At 70.1% G+C, this 23,377-nt stretch carries 19 protein-coding genes; 9 read left to right on the top strand and 10 right to left on the bottom strand.

Translation table 11 applies throughout. The annotated features are described in order from the left end of the window. Position 1 precedes the first annotated feature (1 nt). The 4 genes from ABT147_RS23470 to ABT147_RS23455 all read left to right on the top strand — a co-directional run bounded on the left by ABT147_RS23470 (position 2) and on the right by ABT147_RS23455 (position 3,625). Entirely contained in the window at positions 2-949 is a 948-nt protein-coding gene (locus ABT147_RS23470) for a MerR family transcriptional regulator (protein WP_351409222.1), read from the top strand. A gap of 123 nt (positions 950-1,072) precedes the next feature. Further along, positions 1,073-1,621, top strand: coding sequence for an RNA 2'-phosphotransferase (locus ABT147_RS23465; protein ID WP_351409220.1), 549 nt, complete (start codon positions 1,073-1,075; stop codon positions 1,619-1,621). A 36-nt stretch (positions 1,622-1,657) separates the two neighbouring features. Continuing rightward, on the top strand, positions 1,658-2,560 hold the full coding sequence (locus ABT147_RS23460) for an LLM class flavin-dependent oxidoreductase (protein ID WP_351409218.1): 903 nt from the start codon (positions 1,658-1,660) through the stop codon (positions 2,558-2,560). Positions 2,561-2,755: 195 nt separating this feature from the next. Beyond that, a complete protein-coding gene (locus ABT147_RS23455) occupies positions 2,756-3,625 on the top strand; it encodes a Cof-type HAD-IIB family hydrolase (RefSeq protein WP_351409216.1) in 870 nt (289 codons plus the stop codon). Between the two features lie 69 nt (positions 3,626-3,694). Here ABT147_RS23455 and ABT147_RS23450 read toward each other — a convergent pair whose 3' ends face one another. The 5 genes from ABT147_RS23450 to hisC all read right to left on the bottom strand — a co-directional run bounded on the left by ABT147_RS23450 (position 3,695) and on the right by hisC (position 12,421). Next, a complete protein-coding gene (locus tag ABT147_RS23450; RefSeq protein WP_351409214.1) occupies positions 3,695-4,759 on the bottom strand; it encodes a peptidoglycan DD-metalloendopeptidase family protein in 1,065 nt (354 codons plus the stop codon). Positions 4,760-5,001: 242 nt separating this feature from the next. Then, complete coding sequence (cydD, locus tag ABT147_RS23445; RefSeq protein WP_351409212.1) at positions 5,002-8,508, bottom strand: thiol reductant ABC exporter subunit CydD; 3,507 nt, start codon at positions 8,506-8,508, stop codon at positions 5,002-5,004. Between the two features lie 97 nt (positions 8,509-8,605). Next, positions 8,606-9,610: a cytochrome d ubiquinol oxidase subunit II gene (cydB, locus tag ABT147_RS23440; protein ID WP_351409210.1), complete on the bottom strand. Its 1,005-nt coding sequence runs from the start codon at positions 9,608-9,610 to the stop codon at positions 8,606-8,608. Between the two features lie 27 nt (positions 9,611-9,637). After that, complete coding sequence (locus ABT147_RS23435) at positions 9,638-11,146, bottom strand: cytochrome ubiquinol oxidase subunit I (RefSeq protein WP_351409208.1); 1,509 nt, start codon at positions 11,144-11,146, stop codon at positions 9,638-9,640. A gap of 195 nt (positions 11,147-11,341) precedes the next feature. After that, positions 11,342-12,421, bottom strand: coding sequence for a histidinol-phosphate transaminase (hisC, locus tag ABT147_RS23430; protein WP_351409206.1), 1,080 nt, complete (start codon positions 12,419-12,421; stop codon positions 11,342-11,344). A gap of 437 nt (positions 12,422-12,858) precedes the next feature. On the opposite strand from hisC, the gene ABT147_RS23425 reads away from it, so the two are divergent. The 3 genes from ABT147_RS23425 to ABT147_RS23415 all read left to right on the top strand — a co-directional run bounded on the left by ABT147_RS23425 (position 12,859) and on the right by ABT147_RS23415 (position 16,328). Then, on the top strand, positions 12,859-13,971 hold the full coding sequence (locus tag ABT147_RS23425; RefSeq protein WP_351409204.1) for a LacI family DNA-binding transcriptional regulator: 1,113 nt from the start codon (positions 12,859-12,861) through the stop codon (positions 13,969-13,971). A gap of 199 nt (positions 13,972-14,170) precedes the next feature. Beyond that, a complete protein-coding gene (locus ABT147_RS23420) occupies positions 14,171-15,265 on the top strand; it encodes a metallophosphoesterase (protein ID WP_351409414.1) in 1,095 nt (364 codons plus the stop codon). A gap of 184 nt (positions 15,266-15,449) precedes the next feature. Beyond that, the gene (locus ABT147_RS23415) at positions 15,450-16,328 is read left to right on the top strand and encodes a hypothetical protein (RefSeq protein ID WP_351409202.1); all 879 of its coding nucleotides are present in this window, start codon (positions 15,450-15,452) and stop codon (positions 16,326-16,328) included. Positions 16,329-16,665: 337 nt separating this feature from the next. Here the strand turns inward: ABT147_RS23415 and thiC are convergent, their stop codons facing one another. Continuing rightward, on the bottom strand, positions 16,666-18,492 hold the full coding sequence (gene thiC / locus ABT147_RS23410; protein WP_351409200.1) for a phosphomethylpyrimidine synthase ThiC: 1,827 nt from the start codon (positions 18,490-18,492) through the stop codon (positions 16,666-16,668). A gap of 220 nt (positions 18,493-18,712) precedes the next feature. On the opposite strand from thiC, the gene ABT147_RS23405 reads away from it, so the two are divergent. Next, positions 18,713-20,194: a YibE/F family protein gene (locus tag ABT147_RS23405; RefSeq protein ID WP_351409199.1), complete on the top strand. Its 1,482-nt coding sequence runs from the start codon at positions 18,713-18,715 to the stop codon at positions 20,192-20,194. A 29-nt stretch (positions 20,195-20,223) separates the two neighbouring features. On the opposite strand, the gene ABT147_RS23400 is transcribed toward ABT147_RS23405, so the two are convergent. The 4 genes from ABT147_RS23400 to ABT147_RS23385 all read right to left on the bottom strand — a co-directional run bounded on the left by ABT147_RS23400 (position 20,224) and on the right by ABT147_RS23385 (position 22,942). After that, positions 20,224-20,661, bottom strand: a complete 438-nt coding sequence (locus ABT147_RS23400) for an SsgA family sporulation/cell division regulator (RefSeq protein ID WP_005482911.1) — start codon at positions 20,659-20,661, stop codon at positions 20,224-20,226. Positions 20,662-20,759: 98 nt separating this feature from the next. After that, the gene (locus tag ABT147_RS23395; RefSeq protein ID WP_502983139.1) at positions 20,760-21,485 is read right to left on the bottom strand and encodes an IclR family transcriptional regulator; all 726 of its coding nucleotides are present in this window, start codon (positions 21,483-21,485) and stop codon (positions 20,760-20,762) included. A 762-nt stretch (positions 21,486-22,247) separates the two neighbouring features. After that, on the bottom strand, positions 22,248-22,460 hold the full coding sequence (locus ABT147_RS23390) for a DUF5326 family protein (protein WP_045558480.1): 213 nt from the start codon (positions 22,458-22,460) through the stop codon (positions 22,248-22,250). A 164-nt stretch (positions 22,461-22,624) separates the two neighbouring features. Further along, complete coding sequence (locus ABT147_RS23385; protein ID WP_351409196.1) at positions 22,625-22,942, bottom strand: cupin domain-containing protein; 318 nt, start codon at positions 22,940-22,942, stop codon at positions 22,625-22,627. 57 nt (positions 22,943-22,999) lie between these two features. Between ABT147_RS23385 and ABT147_RS23380 the strand changes: the two genes are divergently transcribed. Next, on the top strand, positions 23,000-23,377 hold the full coding sequence (locus tag ABT147_RS23380) for a phage holin family protein (protein WP_351409194.1): 378 nt from the start codon (positions 23,000-23,002) through the stop codon (positions 23,375-23,377).

The following is a 23,377-nucleotide window of genomic DNA, read 5'->3' as shown; positions in this document are numbered from 1 at the left end:
CGTGAACGACGAACCGGCCGGCGCCGCGTATCGCATCGAGGACCTGGCGCACCGCAGTGGCGCCACGGTCCGGACGATCCGCGCCTACCAGGACCGCGGACTGCTTCCCCGCCCCGAGCGGCGCGGTCGGGCGAACGTGTACGCGGACACCCATCTGACCAGACTGCGCCAGATCGCCGACCTCCTCGACCGCGGCTACACCCTGGCTTCCATCAAGGAGCTCATGGAGGCCTGGGACACGGGACGCGGCCTCGGCGGGGTGCTCGGCCTGGCCGCGGAGGTCGACGGGCCCTGGACCGACGAGAAGGCCGTACGGATCTCGCGGGCCGAGCTGGTGGAGCGGTTCGGCGGCGCTCCGGACGAGGCGGCGGTGGCGGACGCCGTCGAGCTGGGCGTGCTGGAGCAGGTGCCCGGCGACGAGGACCTCTTCCTCGTACCGAGCCCCCAAGAGCTGGCCGTGGCAGTCGAGTTGCACGCGGCCGGGGTTCCGTTGTCCGCGATCGCCGGACACCTACGGGAGTTGAGGGGGCAGGTCGAGCACATCGCCGCCCGTTTCCTGGAGTTCACCACCGAGCATGTGTTCGCCCGCTATATCGGGCAGCACCAACCGCCGACCGAGGCGGACACGGTCGAGGCGGCGACGCTCGTACGACGGCTGCGGCCCCTGGCCCAGCAGACCGTGGACGCCGAACTCGCCCGTGCGATGCGGCTGTTCGCCACCCGGCAGTTGCGTCGGCACCTCGATTCCGAAGCCCCCGACGAACCTGCGGAAGAGTCGTGTTCCGTGCGGATCCCGGCGTCCACGATACGAGCCGTGGAGAAGCTGGTTGGTCCGGCGCAGGTGCCGGCCTTCATCACTGCGGCAGCCGAACGGGAGGTACAGTCACGCACCTTGGACACGCTCACTGCAAATGCCCACAGAAGTAATAAGATTGACCAATCACCCTGAAATCGGCGGCTGGTTGTCCACAGAATCTTCAATTCCCCTGTGGATAACTCTACTTGGCTGTGGATCAAACATCCGGATCAAAATCAAGTGCGTGACGCGGGTCTCGCCAGGCACGCTGGCGGGATGAACGAACGACGTACCGTGAGAGTGTCGAAGTACCTCTCGAAACACCTCCGCCACCAGCCGGAGCGGATCGGGCTCACGCTCGACGAGGGCGGCTGGGTCGGGATCGACACGCTCATCGAGGCGGCGGCCGCCCACGGCTTCCACTTCACCAGGGCGGAGCTCGACCACGTGGTCGAAGCCAACGACAAGCGGCGCTTCGCCGTCGAGGGCGACCGGATCCGCGCCAGCCAGGGCCACAGCGTCGAGGTCGACCTCGGCCTGCCCCCGGCGACCCCGCCGCCGTACCTGTACCACGGGACCGTGGCGGCCTACCTGGGCGCGATCCGCGCCGAGGGCCTGCGCGCCATGAACCGGCACGACGTGCACCTCTCAGCCGATCGCGAGACCGCCACCCGCGTCGGTGCTCGCCGCGGCCGTCCTGTCGTGCTCTCCGTGGACGCGGCGGCCATGCACCGCGACGGCCATGTCTTCCGCGTCAGCGCCAACGGCGTCTGGCTGACCGAGGCGGTTCCGCCCCGCTACCTGCGGTTCCCCGAGTCGCACTGAGCGGGACCATCCGACAGCAGCCCTTACGCTCGATGTATGAGTCTGCGTCTGAGCACCGTGATCCTGCCGTACCTCCGCTGGCACGAGGGCGGCCGTGACATGTGGCAGCGCGCCGAGCAGCTCGGATTCCACACCGCGTTCACGTACGACCACCTGTCGTGGCGGACCTTCCGGGACGGGCCGTGGTTCGGTGCCGTGCCGACCCTGACCGCGGCAGCCGCCGTCACCGACCAGCTGCGCCTCGGCACGCTCGTGACCTCGCCGAACTTCCGGCACCCGGTGACCCTCGCCAAGGAACTGATCTCCCTCGACGACATCTCGGGCGGACGGATCACCCTCGGCATAGGAGCGGGCGGCACCGGCTTCGACGCCACCGCGCTCGGCCAGGAGCCGTGGACACCGCGTGAGCGCGCCGACCGGCTCGCCGAGTTCGTCCCCCTGCTGGACCGCCTGCTCACCGAGGACTCCGTCTCGTACGAGGGCGACCACTACTCCGCCCACGAGGCCCGCAACATCCCCGGCTGCGTCCAGCGCCCCCGGCTGCCCTTCGCGGTGGCCGCCACCGGTCCGCGCGGGATGCGGCTGGCCGCACGATACGGGCAGGCGTGGGTGACGACGGGGGACCCCAAGCTGTTCAAGTCGGGCACTCCCGAGCAGTCGGTTCAAGCCATTCGCGGGCAGGTCGAGAAGCTGGCCGACACGGCCGCCGCGCTCGGCCGGGACGCTGCCCGGCTCGACAAGATCCTCCTCACCGGTTTCACCCCCGACCGGGGCCGGCCGCTGGAGTCGCTGGACGCCTTCGTGGACTTCGCGGGCCGCCACGCCGAGCTGGGTGTCACCGACCTCGTGATCCACTGGCCGATCCCGGACTCGGACTTCGCCGCCGACGAGAAGGTCTTCGAGCGGATCGCCATGGAGGCCCCTGCCCAGCTGGCGTGAGAGCGCCCCGCGTGCCGTCGCGGCCGGGAGTCGCGCGACGGCACGCGGGAGCGCGAGGACGGCCGGTCGCCGGTCATGGCGCTCGTACGAGCCGTCGCCCACAACAGCGCAGGTGGCGACCGGGCCAGGACGGTAATCACTCACCTGTGCGGGTGCCCGCACGACCGTGCGCGCATATGCGCGACAATGGGGTCCGTGACCTCAGCGACGCGACAGCCCGAGACCCCGGCCCCGACCGTCCCGCTCCGGCTGATAGCCACGGACCTCGACGGCACCCTGCTCCGCGACGACAAGTCGGTCTCCCCCCGCACCGTCGCCGCCCTCACGGCCGCCGAGGAGGCCGGCGTCGAGGTCTTCTTCGTCACCGGCCGACCGGCCCGCTGGATGGACGTCGTCAGCGAACACGTCCACGGCCACGGCCTCGCCATCTGCGGGAACGGCGCCGCCGTGGTCGACCTGCACGGCGGCCCGGGCGCCCATCGCTTCGTCAAGGTCCGCGAACTGGCGCGCGAGAACGCGCTCGACGCCGTACGGCTGCTGCGCGAGGCGGCGCCGGGCACGGTGTACGCGGTCGAGCAGACGTTCGGCTTCAACCAGGAGCCCGAGTATCCGAAGCTCCACATGGAGATCCCCGACACCCTCGCGCCCGCCGAGAAACTGCTGGCCCCGGGTGGTGTCGCCGACGACGAGCCGGTGCTGAAGATCCTCGCGTACCACCCCTCGATCGACCCCGACGACTTCCTCGCCACGGCCCGTATCGCCGTGGGCGACCGTGCCACCATCACGCGCTCCAGCCCCAGCGCTCTGCTGGAGATCAGCGGACCCGGCGTCTCCAAGGCCAGCACCCTCGCCCTGTGCTGCGCCGAGCGCGGCATTTCCCACGAGGAGGTCGTCGCCTTCGGTGACATGCCGAACGACGTCGAGATGCTCACCTGGGCGGGCCAGTCGTACGCCATGGGCAACGCGCATCCGGACGTCCTCGCGGCGGCCTCCGGCCGGACCGTGGCCAACAACGAGGACGGGGTGGCCGTCGTCATCGAGCGGCTGCTGGCGGAACGGCTGTAGCCGCTCGATCCCCGAGCCCACCAGGGCCACACCGAGCTGCCCGAGACCAACCCGCTCCGGAGCCCCCGGCTACAACTCCACCCCGTGCTGCCGCAGCCACGGCACGGGGTCCACGCCCGAACCGAGTTCCGGCGTGACCCGCACCTCGAAGTGCAGATGCGGTCCGGTGGAGTTGCCGGTGGTGCCCGCCTGGCCGATCCACTGCCCCGCCGCCACCCGTTCCCCCTGGTCCACGGTGACGGCGGCGAGGTGCGCGTACTGCGTGTAGTAGCCGTCGGCGTGCTCGACGACGATCTCGATGCCGAAGGCACCCCCGCAGGACACCTTCACCACCCGTCCCTCCCCGACCGCCCGCACCGGCGTCCCGATCGGCACCGCGAAGTCCTGCCCGGTGTGCCGGCCGGCCCAGCGCTGACCGCCGCTGCCGTAGCCCGCGGAGAGTTCGTACTTCTCCGCGGGCGCGACCCACGCGCCGGTGAGGCCGCCGTCCGGCTGGACCAGCCGGACGGCTCCCCGGCAGGTGCCGGCCGCGACCGCCGCGTCGGCCTGCCCCTGGAGCGTCCACTGCGCCTCTTCGAGCTTCTCGTGGATCGACTGCTTGATCCCGGCGAGTTCGGTCCTCCACTCCTCCAGCGCCTGCCACGCGGTAGCGGCCTCCGCCTCGTCCTCGGCGAGCCTCGCCTCCGCGCGGCGGTGCTTGGTCACGGCGTTGTTGACCACCAGATCGGCCTGCCAGACCGCCCGCTGACCCCGCATCAGCTCTTCCGGGTCCTCCGCGAGCAGCATCTGCGCGGTGTACGGCACCCCGCCGCCCTCGCGGTACTGGGCGCGCGCGATCCGTCCCAGGTCGGCGTTGAGCACCGCGATCTGCTTCCGCTCCCGCGTGAGCAGCTTCTCCAGCCGCTTCGCCTTCGTCTTCTGGGTGTCCGCCGCCCGCCGCCCCGCCTCGTACCGCTGCGTCGCCACCGCCGCTTCCTCGAACAGCCGCGCCACCTGGGCGCTGATCCCCGTACCGCCGGGCGGGCCCGGAGCCCCGCCGCCATCGCTGTCGGCCACCGCCGGCCGGGCCACGACAAGCACCGAGGCGCACAGCACCACGGCGACGAACAGCGGGTGGCGGCGAGAGAAGCGCATATCAGGGATCGTGGCCCCGCCAGGCGCCACAGTCCTGTCCGAGTCGTACGGCTGGGGGACGTCGTGCCCCGGACGGGCCAAGGCACTGGGCCGAACAGGGGCCGGGCCGCGGGGTGTTCGGCGCGGGGACTCACGGGTGGGGCAGCCCGGCCGGGGCGTCCGGCCAGAGCGCCGCAACGGTCGGCCGTGAGCCCGGCAGAGCCGCGACGACGCTGCTCTCTCTCCGGCCGGCCGCGAGACGCTCAGACCCCGGCCAGCAGCTCCCCCGCCGCCTCCCGCTCCACCATCGCCCGCAAGGGGCCGTCGATCGCGACCAGTTCCGCGTAGGTCCCGCGCTGCGCGACGCGCCCCTCCGCCAGCACGACGACCTCGTCCACGGCCTCCAGGCCGGCCAGCCGATGGGTGATCAGCAGGGTCGTACGGCCCTCGGTCGCGGCCAGCAGGTCCGCGGTGAGCGCGTCGGCCGTCGGCAGGTCCAGGTGTTCCGCGGGCTCGTCCAGGACGAGGACGGGGAAGTCGGCCAGCAGAGCGCGGGCGAGGGCGAGCCGCTGACGCTGACCGCCGGACAGCCGCGCCCCGTGCTCGCCGATCAAGGTGTCCAGCCCGTCGGGCAGTTCCTCGGCCCAGTCGAGCAGCCGCGCCCGCGCGAGCGCGTCCCGCAGCTCCGCCTCCCCCGCGTCCCTCCGGGCGAGCAACAGGTTCTCCCGCACCGAGCTGTCGAAGAGGTGCGCGTCCTGGGCACACAGCCCCACGAGCCGCCGGACGGCGTCCCCGTCGAGCGCGTACGCGTCCACGCCGCCCAGCGTGTACGTCCCTTCCCGCGCGTCCAGGAACCGCAGCAGCACCTGCGCGAGCGTCGTCTTGCCCGCCCCCGAGACACCGACCACGGCGATCCTGCGCCCCTGTTCGACGATGAGATCGAGCCCGGCGAGCCCGTCCCGCTCCTGCCCGGCGTACCGCGCGCCGAGCCCTTCGAGCCGCAGCGGGAACGGCGACACCGGAGCCTCTGCCGGCTCCTCCGGTTCGCGTACGGGGTCGGGGGCGTCCAGCACCTCGTACACGCGCTCCGCGCTCCTGCGGACCCGCTGGCGGAACTGGGCGGCCAGTGGCATCCCCAGGACCGCCTCGAACGCGGCCAGCGGGGTGAGCACGACGACGGCCATGGCCACACCGCTCAGCCGTCCGTCACCGACGGCCCGTGCGCCGAAGAGCGCCGCCGCGGCGACGGTCAGTCCGGAGACGAGCGCGGTGAGCCCGTCGCCGAGCGCGGTGGCGGTGGCGGCTCGGGAGGCGATCCGGGTGAGCACCCGGTCGGCCTGCCGTGCCTCGGCGGTGCGCGCGGGCAGAGCGCCCGCGACCGTCAACTCGGCGGTACCGGTGAGCAGATCGGCCACGCGGGTGGCCAGCACCCCTCGGGCCGGCGCCAGCCGGTGCTCCGCCCGCCGGGCCACGGCCCCCGTCACGAGGGGCACCCCGGCCCCGGCGACGAGCAGCCCGACGGCGAGTGCGGCACCCGCCTCGGGTAGCAGCCAGGCGGTGAACCCGACGGAGGCGGCGGAGACGGCCACCGCCGCCCCGGCGGGCAGCAGCCAGCGCACCCAGTAGTCCTGCAGGGCGTCCACGTCGGTGACCAGCCGCGACAGCAGATCGCCCCGCCGGGTCGTCCGCAGCCCGGCGGGCGCCAGCCGCTCCAGCCGCCGGTAGACGGCCACCCGCGTGTCGGCCAGCATCCGCAGCACGGTGTCGTGCGACACCAGCCGCTCCGCGTACCGGAACACCGCCCGCCCGATCCCGAACGCTCGCGTCGCCGTCACCGCGACCATCAGATACAGCACCGGAGGCTGCTGCGACGCCCGCGAGATCAGCCACCCGGAGGTCGCCATCAGCCCGACGGCACTGCCCAGCGCGAGGCTGCCGAGCGCCAGGGCGAGGGCGAGCCGACCCCGGCGCGGCCCGGCCATGCGGCGAACGCGGGTCAGCACGCCTCCACTCCGCTGCTCCAGCGGCAGGTCTTCCCCGGGCACCGAGGCCGGGGCTTCCGGTCCTTCGGGGCGGTGGGGCGCGGAGGCCGTGTCACGCTCGGCGGCCGGTGCCGCCACGCGTCCCGTGGTCTCCTCCAGCCGCACCACCCGGTCCGCGACCTCCAGCAGTGCCGGCCGGTGGACCACCAGCAGCACAGTTCGGCCCACCGCCAGCCGCCGTACCGCCTCCACGATCTCCGCCTCGGTCTCACCGTCCAGCGAGGCCGTCGGCTCGTCGAGGAGCAGCACGGGCCGGTCGGCGAGGAACGCACGGGCGAGGGCGAGCCGTTGCCGCTGTCCGGCCGAGAGACCGGCGCCGTCCTCACCGAGGACCGTCCCGGCCCCGGCGGGCAGCGCGTCGACGAACTCCAGCGCCCCCGCGTCGGCGAGCGCCCGCCGTACCGCCGCGTCGTCCGCGTCGGGACGGGCGAGCCGGACGTTCTCGGCGATCGACCCGGCGTACAGATGCGGCCGCTGCGGCACCCAGGCCACGTGCGAACGCCACTCGTCCGTGTCGAGCCACGCGAGATCGGCTCCCCCCACCCGCACCTCGCCCGCCGTCGCCTCCGTGAACCCCAGCAGGACGTTCAGCAGCGTCGACTTGCCCACCCCGCTCGGCCCGACGAGGGCCACCGTCTCCCCGGGGGCCACCGTGAAGGAAGCGTCCGAGACGGCGTCGTACGACCGCCCGGGGTACCGGACGGTCACCCCGTCGAAGGTGATGTCACCGGTCGGCGGGACAGCGCCGGTCCCGGATGCCGGCACCGGTGTCTCCAGGACCTCGAAGATCTCCTCGGCCGCCGCCAGCCCCTCGGCCGCTGCGTGGAACTGGGCCCCCACCTGCCGGACCGGCAGGTACGCCTCGGGGGCAAGGACGAGGATGACCAGCCCGATGTACAGGTCCATCTCGCCGTGCACGAGCCGCATGCCGATGGTGACCGCGACCAGTGCGACCGAGATCGTCGCGAGCAGCTCCAGCGCGAAGGACGACAGGAAGGCGATCCGCAGCGTCCTCATGGTCGCCTGCCGGTACTCACCGGTGATCCGCTTGATCGACTCGGCCTGAGCCTTGGCCCGGCCGAACACCTTGAGTGTCGGCAGCCCGGCGACGACATCCAGGAAGTGCCCCGACAGCTGTGACAGCAGCCGCCACTGACGGTCCATCTGCGAGCGGGTGGCCCAGCCGATGAGCACCATGAAGACCGGGATCAGCGGCAGCGTGCCGACGATGATCGCCGCCGACACCCAGTCCTCGGTGACGATCCGCCCGAGCACCGCGACGGGGACGACGACGGCAAGGCCCAGTTGCGGCAGATAGCGCGAGAAGTAGTCGTCGAGTGCGTCGACCCCACGGGTGGCGAGGGCGACCAGTGAGCCGGTGCGCTGCCCGCTCAGCCAGCCGGGTCCCAGCCTGGTGGCCCGCTCCAGCAGCCGCCCCCGCAACTCCGACTTCACCGCCGCACTCGCACGGTGAGCGGCCAGCTCGGTGAGCCAGGAGACCAGGGCCCGCCCCAGCGCGACCGCTGCCAGAAGCAGCAGGGGAGTGCGGAGTTCGGCTACCGACATCCCGTGCTGGAAGGCACCGACCACCACTTCCGCGATGAGCATGGCCTGCGCGATGACCAGTGCCGCCCCGACAACACCCAGGCCGACGGCCACCATCAGAAAGAGGCGGGTGGATCGGGCGTACCGCAGCAGTCGTGGGTCGATCGGTTTCACGTGAAACACCCTCTTCTCAGGAGGCATGTTTCACGTGAAACATGCCCTTCGGCCGAGGAGGTGTGTTTCACGTGAAACATCGTCAAACACACCTCCCCGTCGGGACTCAGTGCGCCGACTCGGCGATGTGCTGGGTACCGATCCGCTTGCGGAACACCCAGTACGTCCACCCCTGGTAGAGCATCACGACCGGTGTGGCGATCGCAGCGCACCACGTCATGATCTTCAGGGTGTACGGGCTGGACGAGGCGTTGGTGACCGTGAGGCTCCAGTCCTCGTTCAGCGAGGACGGCATGACGTTCGGGAAGAGTGTCAGGAAGAGCATCGCGACGGCGGCCACGATGGTGACCCCTGACAGGGCGAACGCCCAGCCCTCGCGCCCTGCTCGCACCGCCACCAGCGCCGTTACGAGCGCGGCGACCGCCACGACCGCCACGACCAGCGAGACGCCGTCACCCTTCTCGATCTGGGTCCAGAGCAGGAAGAGCAGCGCCAGTCCGGCCGTCACGGCACCGACCCGCAGCGCCAGCTTCCGCGCCCGCTCCCGGATGTCCCCGACGGTCTTGAGACCGACGAACACCGTCCCGTGGAAGGTGAACAGCGTCAGCGTGACCAGCCCGCCCAGCAGGGCGTACGGGTTGAGCAGGTCGGCGAGGGTGCCCACGTACTCGAAGTCGCGGTCGATCTTCACTCCGCGGACGATGTTGGCGAAGGCCACGCCCCACAGGAACGCGGGGAGCAGAGAGGTCCAGAAGATCGCCGTCTCCCAGTTGCGCTGCCACTTCTCCTCGGGCCGCTTCACCCGGTACTCGAAGGCGACACCGCGGACGATCAGGCAGACCAGGATGAGCAGCAGTGGCAGATAGAAGCCGGAGAAGAGGGTGGCGTACCACTCGGGGAAGGCGGCGAAGGTCGCGCCGCCCGCCGAGAGCAGCCACACCTCGTTGCCGTCCCAGACGGGCCCGATGGTGTTGATGAGGACCCGCTTCTCCGGACGGTTCCGGGCCAGCAGCTTGGTGAGGACACCGACCCCGAAGTCGAAGCCCTCCAGGAAGAAGTAGCCGATCCACAGGACGGCGATGAGGACGAACCAGACGTCGTGAAGTTCCATGACTGTGCTCCCTTGGCCCGGTGCGGCCTAGTACGAGAAGGCCATCGGCTTGTCGGCGTCACGGGAGTCGCCGCCGATCTTCGTGGGCGGGTTGAGGTCGGCCTCCGTCAGCTCGGGCGGCCCCGCCTTGACGTACTTCACGAGCAGCTTGACCTCGACGACGGCGAGGATGGCGTACAGCGTGGTGAAGACGATCATCGAGGTGAGGATCTCGCCCTGGGAGACACCGGGGGAGACCGCGTCCTGCGTGCGCAGCACGCCGTAGACGACCCACGGCTGGCGGCCCATCTCGGTGAAGATCCAGCCCCAGGAGCTGGCGATCAGCGGGAAGCCCAGGGTCAGGACCGCGATGCGCCAGTACCACTTGGTGAGGGTCGGGCCGAGAGCCTTCTTGGGCAGCAGCACGAGGTGTGGCACCTCATCCTCGCCGACCCTCAGGTGCTGCGGCAGCAGGAACTTCTTGCGAGTGAGCCAGAGTCCGACCGTGCCGATGGCGACGGACGCCATGCCGAAGCCGATCATCCAGCGGAAGCCCCAGTAGGCGACGGGGATGTTGGGCCGGTAGTCGCCGGGCCCGAACTTCTCCTGTTCGGCCTTGTTGACGTCGTTGATGCCGGGGACGTACGAGTCGAAGTCGTCGTTGGCGAGGAAGGACAGCAGGCCGGGGATCTCGATGGCGACCGTGTTGTGACCCTTGTCGACGTCGCCGTAGGCGAAGACGGAGAAGGGCGCGGGCGCCTCGCCGTCCCACAGGGCCTCGGCGGCGGCCATCTTCATCGGCTGCTGCTTGAACATGACCTTGCCGAGCAGGTCGCCGCTGATCGCGGTGAGCATGCCGGCGATCACCACGGTGACCAGTCCGAGGCGCAGCGAGGTCTTCATCACCGGGATGTGCTTCTTGCGGGCCAGATGGAAGGCGGCGATGCCGACCATGAAGGCGCCGCCGGCGAGGAAGGCCGCCGCGAGGGTGTGGAAGACCTGGGTGAGCGCGGTGTTCTGGGTCAGGACGAGCCAGAAGTCGGTGAGCTCGGCCCGGCCCTTGGCCTCGTTGATCCGGTAGCCGACGGGGTGCTGCATCCAGGAGTTGGCCGCGAGGATGAAGTACGCCGACAGGATCGTGCCGATGGAGACCATCCAGATGCAGGCCAGATGGATCTTCTGCGGAAGCTTGTCCCAGCCGAAGATCCACAGGCCTATGAAGGTGGACTCGAAGAAGAAGGCGATCAGCGCCTCGAAGGCGAGCGGGGCCCCGAAGACATCACCCACGAAGCGGGAGTAGTCGGACCAGTTCATACCGAACTGGAACTCCTGCACGATGCCGGTGACGACACCCATCGCGATGTTGATCAGGAAGAGCTTGCCCCAGAACTTGGTGGCCTTGAGGTACTTCTCCTTCCCCGAGCGCACCCACGCGGTCTGCAGGCCGGCGGTGAGCGCGGCCAGCGAGATCGTGAGGGGGACGAAGAGGAAGTGGTAGACGGTGGTGATGCCGAACTGCCATCGCGCCAGAGTCTCCGGCGCCAGAGCGAGGTCCACGTCTTCTCCTTACATGCCGTGGCACTGCGGCAGTTTGCCCCGCTTGTCACGTACATCACAGGGCAACCGGGACGCGCTTGTGAACGCGTTCACATTCACAAGCTAGTATGACGCATGCTCGTTCGACGCGGAAACGTGGGGTCCCAAAAAACAAGGGGTCCGGAGGAAATCCCCGAACCCCCTGGTCAAAAGCGTCTAGAGCTCCTTGCGGAACGTCTCCGTCACCTTGAGGAAGATGTCGTTCGCCTCGGTCTCGCCGATCGTCACACGCACGCCCTCACCCGGGAACGGCCGCACGACGACCCCGGCCCGCTCGCACGCACCGGCGAACTCGACCGTGCGCTCCCCCAGCCGCAGCCACACGAAGTTCGCCTGGGTGTCCGGCACCGTCCAGCCCTGGCCGCGCAGCGCCTCGACGACCCGGTTCCGCTCGCAGACCAGCGAGCCGACCCGGCCGAGGAGTTCGTCCTCCGCTCGCAGCGAGGCGACGGCGGCGTCCTGTGCGAGTTGGCTCACACCGAACGGCACGGCCGTCTTGCGCAGGGCCGCCGCCACCGGCTCGTGGGCGATCGCGAAGCCCACCCTCAGCCCCGCGAGGCCGTACGCCTTGGAGAAGGTGCGCAGCACACAGACGTTCGGCCGCTCGCGGTAGAACTCGACGCCGTCCGGCACCTCGGTGTCCCGCACGAACTCCCGGTAGGCCTCGTCCAGCACCACCAGCACATCGCCGGGCACCCGGTCGAGGAACCGCTCCAGCTCGGCCTTGCGGACCGCCGTCCCCGTCGGGTTGTTCGGGTTGCAGACGAAAATCAGGCGGGTCCGGTCGGTGATCGCGTCCGCCATCGCGTCCAGGTCGTGCACATCCCCCGGCGTCAACGGCACCTGCACCGACGTGGCCCCGCTGATCTGCGTGATGATCGGGTACGCCTCGAACGACCGCCAGGCGTAGATCACCTCGTCGCCGGGCCCCGAGGTCGCCTGCAGCAGCTGCTGGGCGACACCCACCGAGCCGGTGCCCGTGGCCAGGTCCGTGACCGGTACCCCGAAGCGGTCCGACAGCTCGTTCATCAGCCCCGTGCACGCCATGTCCGGGTACCGGTTGAAGGACTCGGCCGACCCCGTCACGCTCTCCAGCACGCCGGGCAGGGGCGGGTAGGGGTTCTCGTTGGAGGACAGCTTGTACGCCACCGGACCGCCCGCCGCGGCCGGCTTGCCGGGCTTGTAGGTGGGGATACCCTCCAGCTCGGCTCGCAGCTTGGGGCTCGTCTCGCTCACCGCAGTCCTCCTCGTCGACGTAATGCTCCTCACCTTATGAGGATTCGGCGCCCCTGCGAATGGCCTGTGGACAACCGCGTCCGCCCCGTGGCCACGCAGCCGCTCTCCCTTTCGTCCACCCCTCTGTCGTCCCCTCCGCCCCACGGGCATCAGCGCACGAAGGTGTACGAATCAGGGGGGCGCGCTGCTCTTAAGCGCACGCGCCGGTGGCTCACGCCGTGGCGCGCATCACCCGTGCAGGTGAGTTGAGACCTCTTCGAAACATGAGCTACTTGGCAGGCCCATGCGCGTCGACAAGTCACGTATCGCCATTGGATCGCTCAACTCCCTTACAATGCAAGGGGATTGCCCCCTGGTGGCCTTGCAGAAACGTGCCTGTCAACGAGTGCATATGCGTCCGCACTACCCCACCGCATGAGCCCTACTATCGGCTCGCCATGACAGCAGCAGGGAAGCACCAGGTGAGCCGCGCGGAAACTCCCCGCCGAGGCAGCCGGTCGGGCCGGGCGGGCATCCGGGACGTGGCCGCCGCCGCCGGAGTCTCCATCACGACCGTTTCCGACGCCCTCAACGGCAAGGGCCGGCTCCCGGACGCCACCCGACGCCATGTACGCGAGGTCGCCGACCGACTTGGCTACCGCCCCTCGGCGGCGGCCCGAACCCTCAGAACCGGCAAGTCCGGCCTCATCGGCCTGACCGTGACCACCTACGGGGATGAACCTTTCACCTTCACCGAGTTCGCGTACTTCGCGGAAATGGCGCGGGCCGCCACCTCGGCCGCGCTGGCCCGGGGCTACGCCCTGGTCATCCTCCCCGCGACCTCGCGACACGATGTGTGGTCGAACGTCGCCCTGGACGGCACCGTGGTCATCGATCCCTCCGACCAGGACCCTGTCGTCAGCGAACTGGTCCGCCAGGGCTTACCGGTGGTCTCCGACGGCCGTCCGGCCGGCTCGCTGCCGGTCACCGCGTGGGTCGACAACGACCACGAGGCCGCGGTCCTCGGCATCCTCGACCACCTGGCCGCCGCGGGCGCCCGCCGGATCGGACTCCTCACGGGCACGACGACGGACACGTACACCCACCTCTCCACCACCGCATACCTGCGCTGGTGCGAGCGTGTGGGCCAGGATCCGGTGTACGAGGCCTATCCGGCGCACGATCCGTGCGCGGGCGCCGTCGCCGCCGACCGGCTGCTGGCCCGCCCGGACCGCCCGGACGCGGTCTACGGCCTCTTCGACCCGAACGGCACCGATCTGCTGGCCGCCGCCCGGCGGTACGGCCTCCGCGTCCCCGACGACCTGCTGCTCGTCTGCTGCAGCGAGTCCACCGTGTACGCGACCACCGAGCCGCCCATCACGACGCTCTCGCTCAAGCCGCGCCGGATCGGCACGGCCGTGGTCCAGCTCCTCATCGACGCCATCGAGGGCCTCGAATCGGACCAACCGGTCGAACAGGTGATACCGACGGAGCTGATCGTGCGGACCTCGTCGCAGCGGCGTCCGCCGCGTACGACGGTCAGCCCGCCACGGTCACCAGAAGAGGGTTGACGCCCCGGTTGAGGATCCGAACGGGAATTGGGCGGGGAGAGCCCCGCCCAATTCGGGAGAAAACCGCGGTGAACTGGGGCCCTGCGCCATTTCACCACCCCTGGGTCATCACATGGCGCGATCCGCATTCCTATGATGGGCGCACACACCGCGGGCCGCTGCGACCAGGCAGTCCGATGCGGTGCAGACGCGGGCGATGGTGGTGGAGGGGTCGATGACTCAGGGGGCCGGTCAGGGACCCGAGGTGCGGACGCCGACGGTGCGCGATTTCCGCGTGCCCGCGTACGTCCACGAGGCCGGTCCGTACGGACACACCACGGACCCCGGTGAGGCCCCCAGGCCCGCCGAGGATCCTGAGGGCTACCCCGAGGGGTACACCCCGACCCAGCGGGACCTCCCGGTGATCAACCGGGGTGACACGCTTCAGGTCGTGATCGACCCGGAGGCCGTCGCGGCCGAGCAGCCCTCCGTCCGACCGGGTGCGCTCTTCGTCGTCGGGGACGTCCACGGCTACCTCGACGAGCTCCTCGCCGCGCTCCGCGAGAAGGGCCTCGTCGACGCCGCGGGCAACTGGTCGGCGGGCACCGCCCGGCTCTGGTTCCTCGGCGACTTCACCGACCGCGGTCCGGACGGCATCGGCGTCATCGACCTCGTGATGCGCCTGTCCGCCGAGGCAGCCGCGGCCGGCGGCTACTGCAAGGCCCTCATGGGCAACCACGAACTGCTGCTGCTCGGCGCCAAGCGGTTCGGCGACACCCCCGTCAACTCCGGCGCGGGTACCGCCACCTTCCAGGCCGCCTGGCTCCTCAACGGCGGCCAGAAGACCGACATGGACCGCCTCCAGGACCACCACCTCCAGTGGATGGCCCGTCTGGACGCCATGGAGGAGGTCGACGGCCACCTCCTGGTGCACTCCGACACCACCGCCTACCGCGACTACGGCGACTCCATCGAGGCGGTCAACGACACCGTCCGCGAGACGATCACCCGCAACGACCCGGACGAGGTCTGGGACCTCTTCCGCAAGTTCACCCGGCGCTTCTCCTTCCGCGACGAGGGCGGCGCCGAGGCCGTGCGCTCGCTGCTGGACACCTATGGCGGCACCCGCATCGTCCATGGTCACAGCCCTATTCCGTACCTCCTGGGCGAGGTCGGATCGGAGGACGGCGAGGACGACACGGGCCCCTCGGTCGACGGGCCGTACACCTATGCGGGCGGTCTGGCCGTCGCCATGGACGGCGGCGTGACCATGGCCGGAAAGCTGCTGGTCCAGGAACTTCCGCTGCCTACCTGAGCCGTCAACGGGCAGGCGTCCCCCGTCGGAAGACTTCGCTGGCCAGGGGCCAATTTCTTCAAACCCCCTGTCACCGCCTGCCGTCACCGCTCTACCATCGGCTTATCCGTAGCAGGCTCCCCTCCGTTTCTGCCCGACGGCTCGTCAGCATGCCGAGCCACAAGCCCTACGGAGGCATCGGGGGATGCACATGAACAGCGTTCCGCAGCACCTGCTCAGTGAGGACCGCCAGGAATACGAGCGGATCCTCGGCGAGGTGCTGCGCTCCGCACCTCACCGCCCGGAATTCGCCGCCGGCCTGCAGCGGCTCAACCCCGAACAACTGCGCACCATGGCCCTCAACGCCACGGCGATCATCACAGCCGCCGCGGCGACCGAATACCAGTACTACGTGAAGGTCCGCGACGAATTCCGCAGCCCGTCGTCGGCCACCGCACCCGCCCCTGAGAGGACATCGTCCGGCTCCAGCGAACCGGACGGCACCGCGGTGGGACTCGCGGCCACCGTGGGCGAGGTCACCGAGGCGGCCGGCGCGGGCGCCGGCGCCATCGCCGCGGTACTCGCTCCCGTCCTCGCCGGAACGGCCGCGGTGCTCTTCCTGCTCGTGGGATACGTCATGAAGGTGATCGACCCGGAGCGGGCGATCGCCGAGACCCTCCTCACCACGGGGTGGGTCTTCGGCGCGGTCACCGCGGCGGCGATCCTGGTGGCCGCGGTCGGCCTCCTGCTCACAGCCCTACGCAACAACGCCACCGCCCTCCTGGACGACGGAGCCCGCAGCGAGCTGAACGAGGAGGTGACCCGGGCCAGGGAAGCCTGGCGCGAGACCCTTCTGGAGCGCGGCATCCTGCCGTTCCTCCGCGACGCCCTCGCGAACCCTGGCCCGGCGCTGCTGAGCGAGCCGGAGCGACCGGCCCCGCCCAGCCGTATGCCGCACCTCGGCTACAACCGCCCGAGCTTCAGCAGCAGCCCGGAGAGCGGCAGTGCGGGCTCCCGCGCCGGCTACAGCAGTCCGGACTTCTCCAGCCCGGACTTCGGCGGGCCGGAACACCAGCCCGAGTAACCCTCGGGCTCCGGCCGCCGCCCCGGAAACCACCGGGCCTCGGCGGCCACCCGGCACGAGCCCGGCCCCGACCCTGGCTCGAACGGGGCCCACGGCACCGCCCACACGCGGCGGCGGGCTCTCCCGGCAACCGACCGGAAGAGCACCGCTCGTCGCACGCGGCAGCGGCAGCGGCAGCGGCAGCGGCAGCGGCAGCGGCAGCGGCAGCGGCAGCGGCAGCGGCAGCGGCAGCGGCAGCGGCAGCGGCAGCGGCGACCGAATCACGTCCGCCGTGCCTCTGTCACCTGCCTCCCGCTTCCCGTCTTCCGCCGGGCGTGAGGCTCGGCCGAGACGCGCCTCAGTCCGCCATCGGCAGATAGACCCGGTTCCCCGCCTCCGCGAACTCCTTGGACTTCTGCGCCATGCCCGCCTCGATCTCGGCCCGGGAGCCACCGTGTTCACGGCGGATGTCCTGGGAGATCTTCATCGAGCAGAACTTCGGCCCGCACATGGAGCAGAAATGGGCCGTCTTGGCCGGCTCGGCCGGCAGCGTCTCGTCGTGGAACTCACGAGCCGTGTCGGGGTCGAGAGCCAGATTGAACTGGTCCTCCCAGCGGAACTCGAAGCGGGCGTCCGACAACGCGTCGTCCCACTCCTGTGCGCCAGGGTGTCCCTTGGCGATGTCCGCCGCGTGAGCCGCGATCTTGTAGGTGATGACGCCGGTCTTCACGTCGTCACGATTGGGCAGTCCCAAGTGCTCCTTGGGCGTGACGTAGCAGAGCATCGCGGTGCCCCACCACGCGATCATCGCGGCGCCGATGCCCGAGGTGATGTGGTCGTACGCCGGTGCGACGTCCGTGGTCAGCGGGCCGAGCGTATAGAACGGAGCCTCATCGCAGATCTCCTGCTGCAGGTCGATGTTCTCCTTGATCTTGTGCATCGGGACATGTCCCGGGCCCTCGATCATGGTCTGTACGTGAAAACTCTTGGCGATCGTGTTGAGTTCCCCGAGCGTGCGCAACTCCGCGAACTGCGCCTCGTCGTTGGCGTCCGCGATGGAGCCCGGCCGGAGGCCGTCGCCGAGGGAGTACGTCACGTCGTAGGCGGCGAGGATCTCGCACAGTTCCTCGAAGTTCTCGTAGAGGAACGACTCCTTGTGGTGCGCCAGGCACCAGGCCGCCATGATCGAGCCACCGCGCGAGACGATGCCGGTTTTGCGGTTCGCGGTGAGCGGCACATACGCGAGGCGCACGCCCGCGTGAACCGTCATGTAGTCCACGCCCTGTTCGGCCTGCTCGATGACCGTGTCCTTGTAGATCTCCCAGGTCAGTTCCTCGGCCTTGCCGTCGACCTTCTCCAGCGCCTGGTAGAGCGGCACCGTGCCGATGGGGACGGGGGAGTTGCGCAGCACCCATTCTCGCGTGGTGTGGATGTTCCGCCCGGTGGAAAGGTCCATGACCGTGTCGGCGCCCCATCGGGTCGCCCAGGTCATCTTGTCGACCTCCTCCTCGATGGAGGAGGTGACCGCGGAGTTGCCGATGTTGGCGTTGACCTTCACCAGGAACCGCTTGCCGATGATCATCGGCTCGATCTCCGGATGGTTGACGTTCGCGGGCAGTACGGCCCTGCCCGCGGCGATCTCCTCGCGGACGACCTCCGGCGAGACGTTCTCCCGTACGGCCACGTACTCCATCTCGGGGGTGATCTCCCCGCGTCGTGCGTACGCGAGCTGCGTCACCGCCCGGCCGTCCCGGCTCCGGCGCGGCTGGCGAGGCCGCCCCGGGAACACCGCGTCGAGGTTGCGCAGGCCGCCACGCGGCGAGGTGTGCTTGATCCCGTCGTCCTCGGGGCGGACGGGTCGGCCCGCGTACTCCTCGGTGTCTCCCCGGGCGATGATCCAGTTCTCACGAAGGGGGACAAGTCCCCGCCTGACGTCGGTCTCCGCGGTCGGATCGGTGTACGGGCCGGAGGTGTCGTACAGGGTGACCGACTGCCCGTTGGTGAGGTGCACCTGGCGGACCGGCACCCGCAGATCGGGGCGTGAGCCCTCGATGTACGCCTTGTGCCAGCCGATGGACTTCCCGGCCTCCGCAGGCTGTTCGCCCTGGTTCGTCTCGCTCTCGGACGAGGCGGACGCCTCACCCGTCTGGTTGGAGGCAGGCGTGCGTGTGTCCTCGATGGTCATGAGACCTACTCCCTACGCCGGCATTACCCGGTAACAGGTTCAGCGGTCGACGCAGCGATTTCCGCCCGACGATGTTCCACGTGAAACATCGCGTCTGCGGAGGTCAGCGCCCTCTCAGCCCGGTGCTCCGAGCTCCCGCGTGTGCAAAGGTGCCTCCACGCTAGCTGCAGATGTGGCGCGGTGAACAGTGGGCATCGCTCGTTCTTGCGATGATCGGTCGGTGACCACGACGCAGCAGCCCCCGCCTCCACCCCCCGAGCCGCCCCATGGCCATGGCCCCGGAAGCGGCCATGGGCATGGTTCCGACGGTGGCCATGGATACGGTCCCGGGGGCGGCCACGGCTCCGGAGGCGGTCATGGCCCCGGTGACGGACATGGCCAGGGCCCCTCCTCCGGCGGTGGCGGCCACGGGCATTCCCACAGCCACAGTCATGGACCGGCCGCGCCCGTGTCGCAGCACCTGCGCAAGGTCATCGCGGCGGTGCTGATCCCCTTCGCGACCGCCGTGGTCGTGGGCCTCGTCGTGCTCTGGCCCGGCGGCGCCCCGGCTCACGAGCGCACCGGCGTGGGCTTCGACCGGCAGACGCAGCAGGCCACCGTCACCAAGGTCGACGAGGTCGACTGCTCCTCGGTGAACGCCTCGGGCCAGACCCCGACCGGCGACACCTCCACCGCCGAGGGCTCGTCCGCCCAGCAACAGGCCAACGGCACCTGCAAGAAGGCCACCGTCCGGGTCGACACCGGCGACGACAAGGGCCGTACGTTCACCGAGATCGTTCAACCGGACCAGTCACGGCAGTTGGAGCAGGGTCAGGAGGTCGTGGTCGCGTACGAGCCCGCCGCGCCCAAGGACCTCCAGTACTCGGTCACCGACGTGAACCGGAAGTTCCCGATGGCGCTGCTCGCCGGGATCTTCGCCCTCGCCGTTGTGGTGGTGGGCCGTATGCGGGGTGTCATGGCCCTGGTGGCGCTGGCCATCAGCTTCCTGGTGCTGACCCTCTTCGTCCTCCCGGCCATTCTGCAGGGATCGAATCCGCTGGTGGTGGCGGTGGTCGGGTCGAGCGCCATCATGCTGATCGCCCTCTACATGTGCCACGGGCTCTCGGCCCGAACATCCGTGGCGGTGATCGGCACCCTGATCTCCCTGCTGCTGATCGGCCTGCTGGGCTCGGGGTTCATCGACTGGGCCTACCTGACCGGCAACACGGACGACAACACCGGTCTGATCCACGGGCTGTACCCGACGATCGACATGAGCGGTCTGCTGCTCGCGGGCGTCATCATCGGTTCGCTCGGTGTCCTCGACGATGTGACGGTCACGCAGACGTCAGCGGTCTGGGAACTGCACGAGGCCAATCCGGCGATGGGCTGGCGGGACCTGTACCGCGCGGGTATCCGGATCGGCCGGGACCACATCGCCTCGGTGGTCAACACCCTCGTCCTCGCCTACGCCGGTGCCGCGCTGCCGCTGCTGCTGCTCTTCTCGATCGCGCAGAGCAGTGTGGGCACGGTCGCCAACAGCGAGCTCGTCGCCGAGGAGATCGTGCGCACGCTCGTCGGCTCGATCGGCCTGGTGGCCTCGGTGCCGGTGACCACCGTGCTGGCCGCCCTGGTCGTCTCGGCCGACCGCCCGGGTGCCCCGGAAGCTGCGGCCGTACCGGCTCCGGCACGTGGGGGGAAGGGCCGTCGCCGGAAGCGCTGAAGCGTTACGGCACCCCGGCGCCGTAACGTTCAGCCCGCGCTCTGCTCCTCCGCCAGGATGCGGTCCAGCGCCTCGTCGAGCAGCGTGTCGAAGTCGGCGAGGGAACGCTCCTGCCCCAGCGGCACCAGCTTGTCCGTACGGTCCAGGAAGGCCACCAGCGGCGCCGTGCCGACCCGGAACATGGCCTGGTCGGTGCCCACCTGAAGCCTGATCAGGACCTCGCCGAACGTCTCCGGGTCGGCGGGCGCGATGTGGACGTCCCCGTCCCCGCACGGCCGGCCCACGCCGTCGATGAGCAGCTCCCGCCCGAAGGCCCAGGTCACCGGGGCATCGCCGGGCAGGTGGAAGGTCAGCCGCACGGCATAGGGATCACAGGTCTCGTAACGCAGCTCCACCGGGATGCGGAAGGAGAGCTCCTCCGAGACGAGGAAGCTCATCATGACCTCTGCCTGTACCGACTCGCGCATCGCCTACCCCGCCGTGTTCGTCGACTGGCCAGGAATCATCCGCCTGACACTCCTGGAAGTTTGCTGAAAGTACACGAGAGATCACAAGGAGTGATTTTTCAGATGCTGATAGAGATGCCGAGTGTCCCTAGTAGCTTTCCGATCTCGGTCTGCAACTGCTGGGCGACAGGCAGGAGCCTGTCCGCCTGATGCGAAGGCAGCGAGATCGCCAGGGTCCCGGCGGTCGTCCCCGCGGTGATGGGAATCGCGGCGCAGACCGTCCCGAGGGCGTACTCCTGCCGCTCCACCACCAGTTCCATCCGCCCGATCCGGTCCAGGCGCCGTAGCAGCGTCTCGTCGTCACGGACCGTGTACGGCGTGAGCGACTGCACCGGATAGCGGTCCAGGTGGTCGCGGCGGGCCTCGTCGCTCAGCTGGGACAGCAGGCACTGCCCGATGGCGTGTGCGTGACCCGTCTCGCGGAAGTCGGCCCACTCCTCGACGGCCGGGGTGCTCGGGCTGTCGGCGACGCACATGACCTCGATCTCGCCGTCCCGATAGATCGCGAAGTACACGGGCACGCCGAGGGCGTCCCGCCAGTGCGCCAGGGCCTCGCCCACCGTGCTGCGACGTTTCTGCTGCGCTCCGCTGCTGCTCAGCCGCTCGGCCGCCTCACCGAGGAAGAACAGTCCCTTCTCCCGGTGCAGATAGCCCTCGTGGACCAGCGTGCGGAGCAGATGGTAGGCCGTGGGCAGCGCGAGCCCGGCGTCCCGCGCCAACTGTTTGGCGGGCGCCCCGTGTTCTCGCTCGGCGACGGCCTCCAGCAGCCTCATCGCCCGCTGCACGGAGCCGATCAGGGTGCCGGAATTCGCCTCCGCCCCGGTCGACGGCGCCGGGGACGGAATACGCGCTCCCCTGGCCGGACCGTGCCTGTGCGGCGACACGGGGCGGACGGGCCCCGCCGCCTGAGGCCGGGCCCGGGTCTGCTGCGCCGATGACTGCGCCTGGGGACGGGGCGACGGTGCCGATGGCTGCGCCTGCGTCGGGGCGGCCGGCGCCGGTGGCTGCGTCCGCGTCCGCACCCCCGCCTGTGTCTGTGGCTGAGTCGCGGGAGGCTCGGGGCATCGCACGTTCTCCTCGCCCGGCGAGGTACGGGGCTGGACGAGGGGAGCCGGGGCCTTCGAGGGGGTCGTGCGCGGCGTCGGCGGCGGGACACGCGTCTCCGTGGCCCTGACACGCGGTTGCTCGACGGCGGCCGGCGGTGTCGATCGAGGGCCCGGCTGCGTGGGCGGAACGGCGCTCTGTGTCGACAGGGAGCGCGGCCGGGCGGGTGGGGAGAGTGGTTCTGCGGGTGCGGTGTCAGCCGTGGCCAAGGGTCACTCCCGAAGCGCGAGGAGGGCCGCCCGTGCGGGGGACACGGGAGGAATGTGCGCCGCCCGCGGGGGTCGAGCCCGCGACGAGTTCCCGGACTCTAGCCGCCTGTCACCGCCCGCAGACGGCCCCGCCGGGAAACTTCCCTCTGGCGAGGGAACCTCACGTTCCTGTTACCGCCGCGCCCTGACCGGGCTCACCCACTCACGCCTCATCCGTTACACGGGGCTGACGTCTCACCAGTCACCGCGCGAGGAGGACCCCGCCGTGAACTTCCTGACGACGTAGATCAGTCCGCCGACCAGTGCCACGAAGACCAGCACCTTGAAGAGCAGGCCCACCACGACCTGGACGACGCTGACTATCAGCCCTCCGAACACCAGCAGGGCGATGACCGGCACCGCGATCCACTTCACCCACCACGGCATCCCCGCGAAGATCTCCCGCATCGCCCTTGCTCCTTGTGTCTCCACCCGTCGCCCCGCCACCGGGGCACTGATTCCGGGCCTACTGCTGTCCTGCCATCGATGCTAGGGCCGCGAAGGGGCCGTTCGAGGGCTTCGCACCCCTTGTCCGTCCCTGATCGTCCCCCTAGGGAACACCGAAGCGGACGTCAGCCCTCCGGCGGAGAGAACACCACCACGACCCTCAAGTCCTCGGTGATGTGGTGGAACTTGTGGGCGACCCCGGCGGGCACGTACACGACACTGCCGCGCGCGACCTGGGTGGTCTCGAATCCGACCGTGAGCGCGGCGCGGCCGCTCACCACGAGGTAGACCTCGTCCTGGCCGTGCGGCTTCTGCGGGTCGAGCTCGCCGGCGTCGAGCGCGTAGAGGCCGACCGACATGTTCCGCTCGCGCAGGAACTGCAGATAGGCACCGTCGTTGGCGGCGCGCTCCGCCTCCAGTTCATCCAACCGGAATGCCTTCATCGACTTAGTCGCCCCTGCCCAGTGCTCGTGCCGACCGCTTCTGCCACGATCAGACACATGATGAATTTCCTAGTCAAGACGATCGCCAACGCGGGTGCCCTGGCGGTCGCCGTCTGGCTGCTCGACAAGATCACACTGACCGGCGACAGCACGGGTAAGGAGATCGGCACGCTGCTGCTGGTCGCGCTCGTGTTCGGCCTGGTGAACGCCCTGGTCAAGCCACTCGTGAAGCTGTTGACCCTGCCGCTGTTCATATTGACGCTCGGCCTGTTCACGCTGATCGTGAACGCGCTGATGCTGCTGCTCACCTCGTGGCTGGCCGACGTGCTCGACCTCAGCTTCCATGTGGAGGGCTTCTGGACCGCCGTGCTCGGTGGCCTGATCATCTCCATCGTCTCCTGGGCGCTCTCCCTCGTCCTGCCCGACGGTGACTGA

The organism is Streptomyces sp. NPDC001868 (genome assembly GCF_040297125.1).
Taxonomy (GTDB): domain Bacteria; phylum Actinomycetota; class Actinomycetes; order Streptomycetales; family Streptomycetaceae; genus Streptomyces.
The sequence above is the reverse complement of the archived record's forward strand: the minus strand, read 5'-3'. Positions and strand labels throughout refer to the sequence as shown.

Coding starts and splice junctions, on each gene's coding strand:
- ABT147_RS23465 (WP_351409220.1), top strand. CDS start 1,073: ATGAACGAACGACGTACCGTGAGAGTGTCGAAGTACCTCTCGAAACAC.
- ABT147_RS23460 (WP_351409218.1), top strand. CDS start 1,658: ATGAGTCTGCGTCTGAGCACCGTGATCCTGCCGTACCTCCGCTGGCAC.
- ABT147_RS23450 (WP_351409214.1), bottom strand. CDS start 4,759: ATGCGCTTCTCTCGCCGCCACCCGCTGTTCGTCGCCGTGGTGCTGTGC.
- cydB (WP_351409210.1), bottom strand. CDS start 9,610: ATGGAACTTCACGACGTCTGGTTCGTCCTCATCGCCGTCCTGTGGATC.
- ABT147_RS23425 (WP_351409204.1), top strand. CDS start 12,859: ATGACAGCAGCAGGGAAGCACCAGGTGAGCCGCGCGGAAACTCCCCGC.
- ABT147_RS23415 (WP_351409202.1), top strand. CDS start 15,450: ATGCACATGAACAGCGTTCCGCAGCACCTGCTCAGTGAGGACCGCCAG.
- thiC (WP_351409200.1), bottom strand. CDS start 18,492: ATGACCATCGAGGACACACGCACGCCTGCCTCCAACCAGACGGGTGAG.
- ABT147_RS23400 (WP_005482911.1), bottom strand. CDS start 20,661: ATGCGCGAGTCGGTACAGGCAGAGGTCATGATGAGCTTCCTCGTCTCG.
- ABT147_RS23390 (WP_045558480.1), bottom strand. CDS start 22,460: ATGCGGGAGATCTTCGCGGGGATGCCGTGGTGGGTGAAGTGGATCGCG.
- ABT147_RS23385 (WP_351409196.1), bottom strand. CDS start 22,942: ATGAAGGCATTCCGGTTGGATGAACTGGAGGCGGAGCGCGCCGCCAAC.
- ABT147_RS23380 (WP_351409194.1), top strand. CDS start 23,000: ATGATGAATTTCCTAGTCAAGACGATCGCCAACGCGGGTGCCCTGGCG.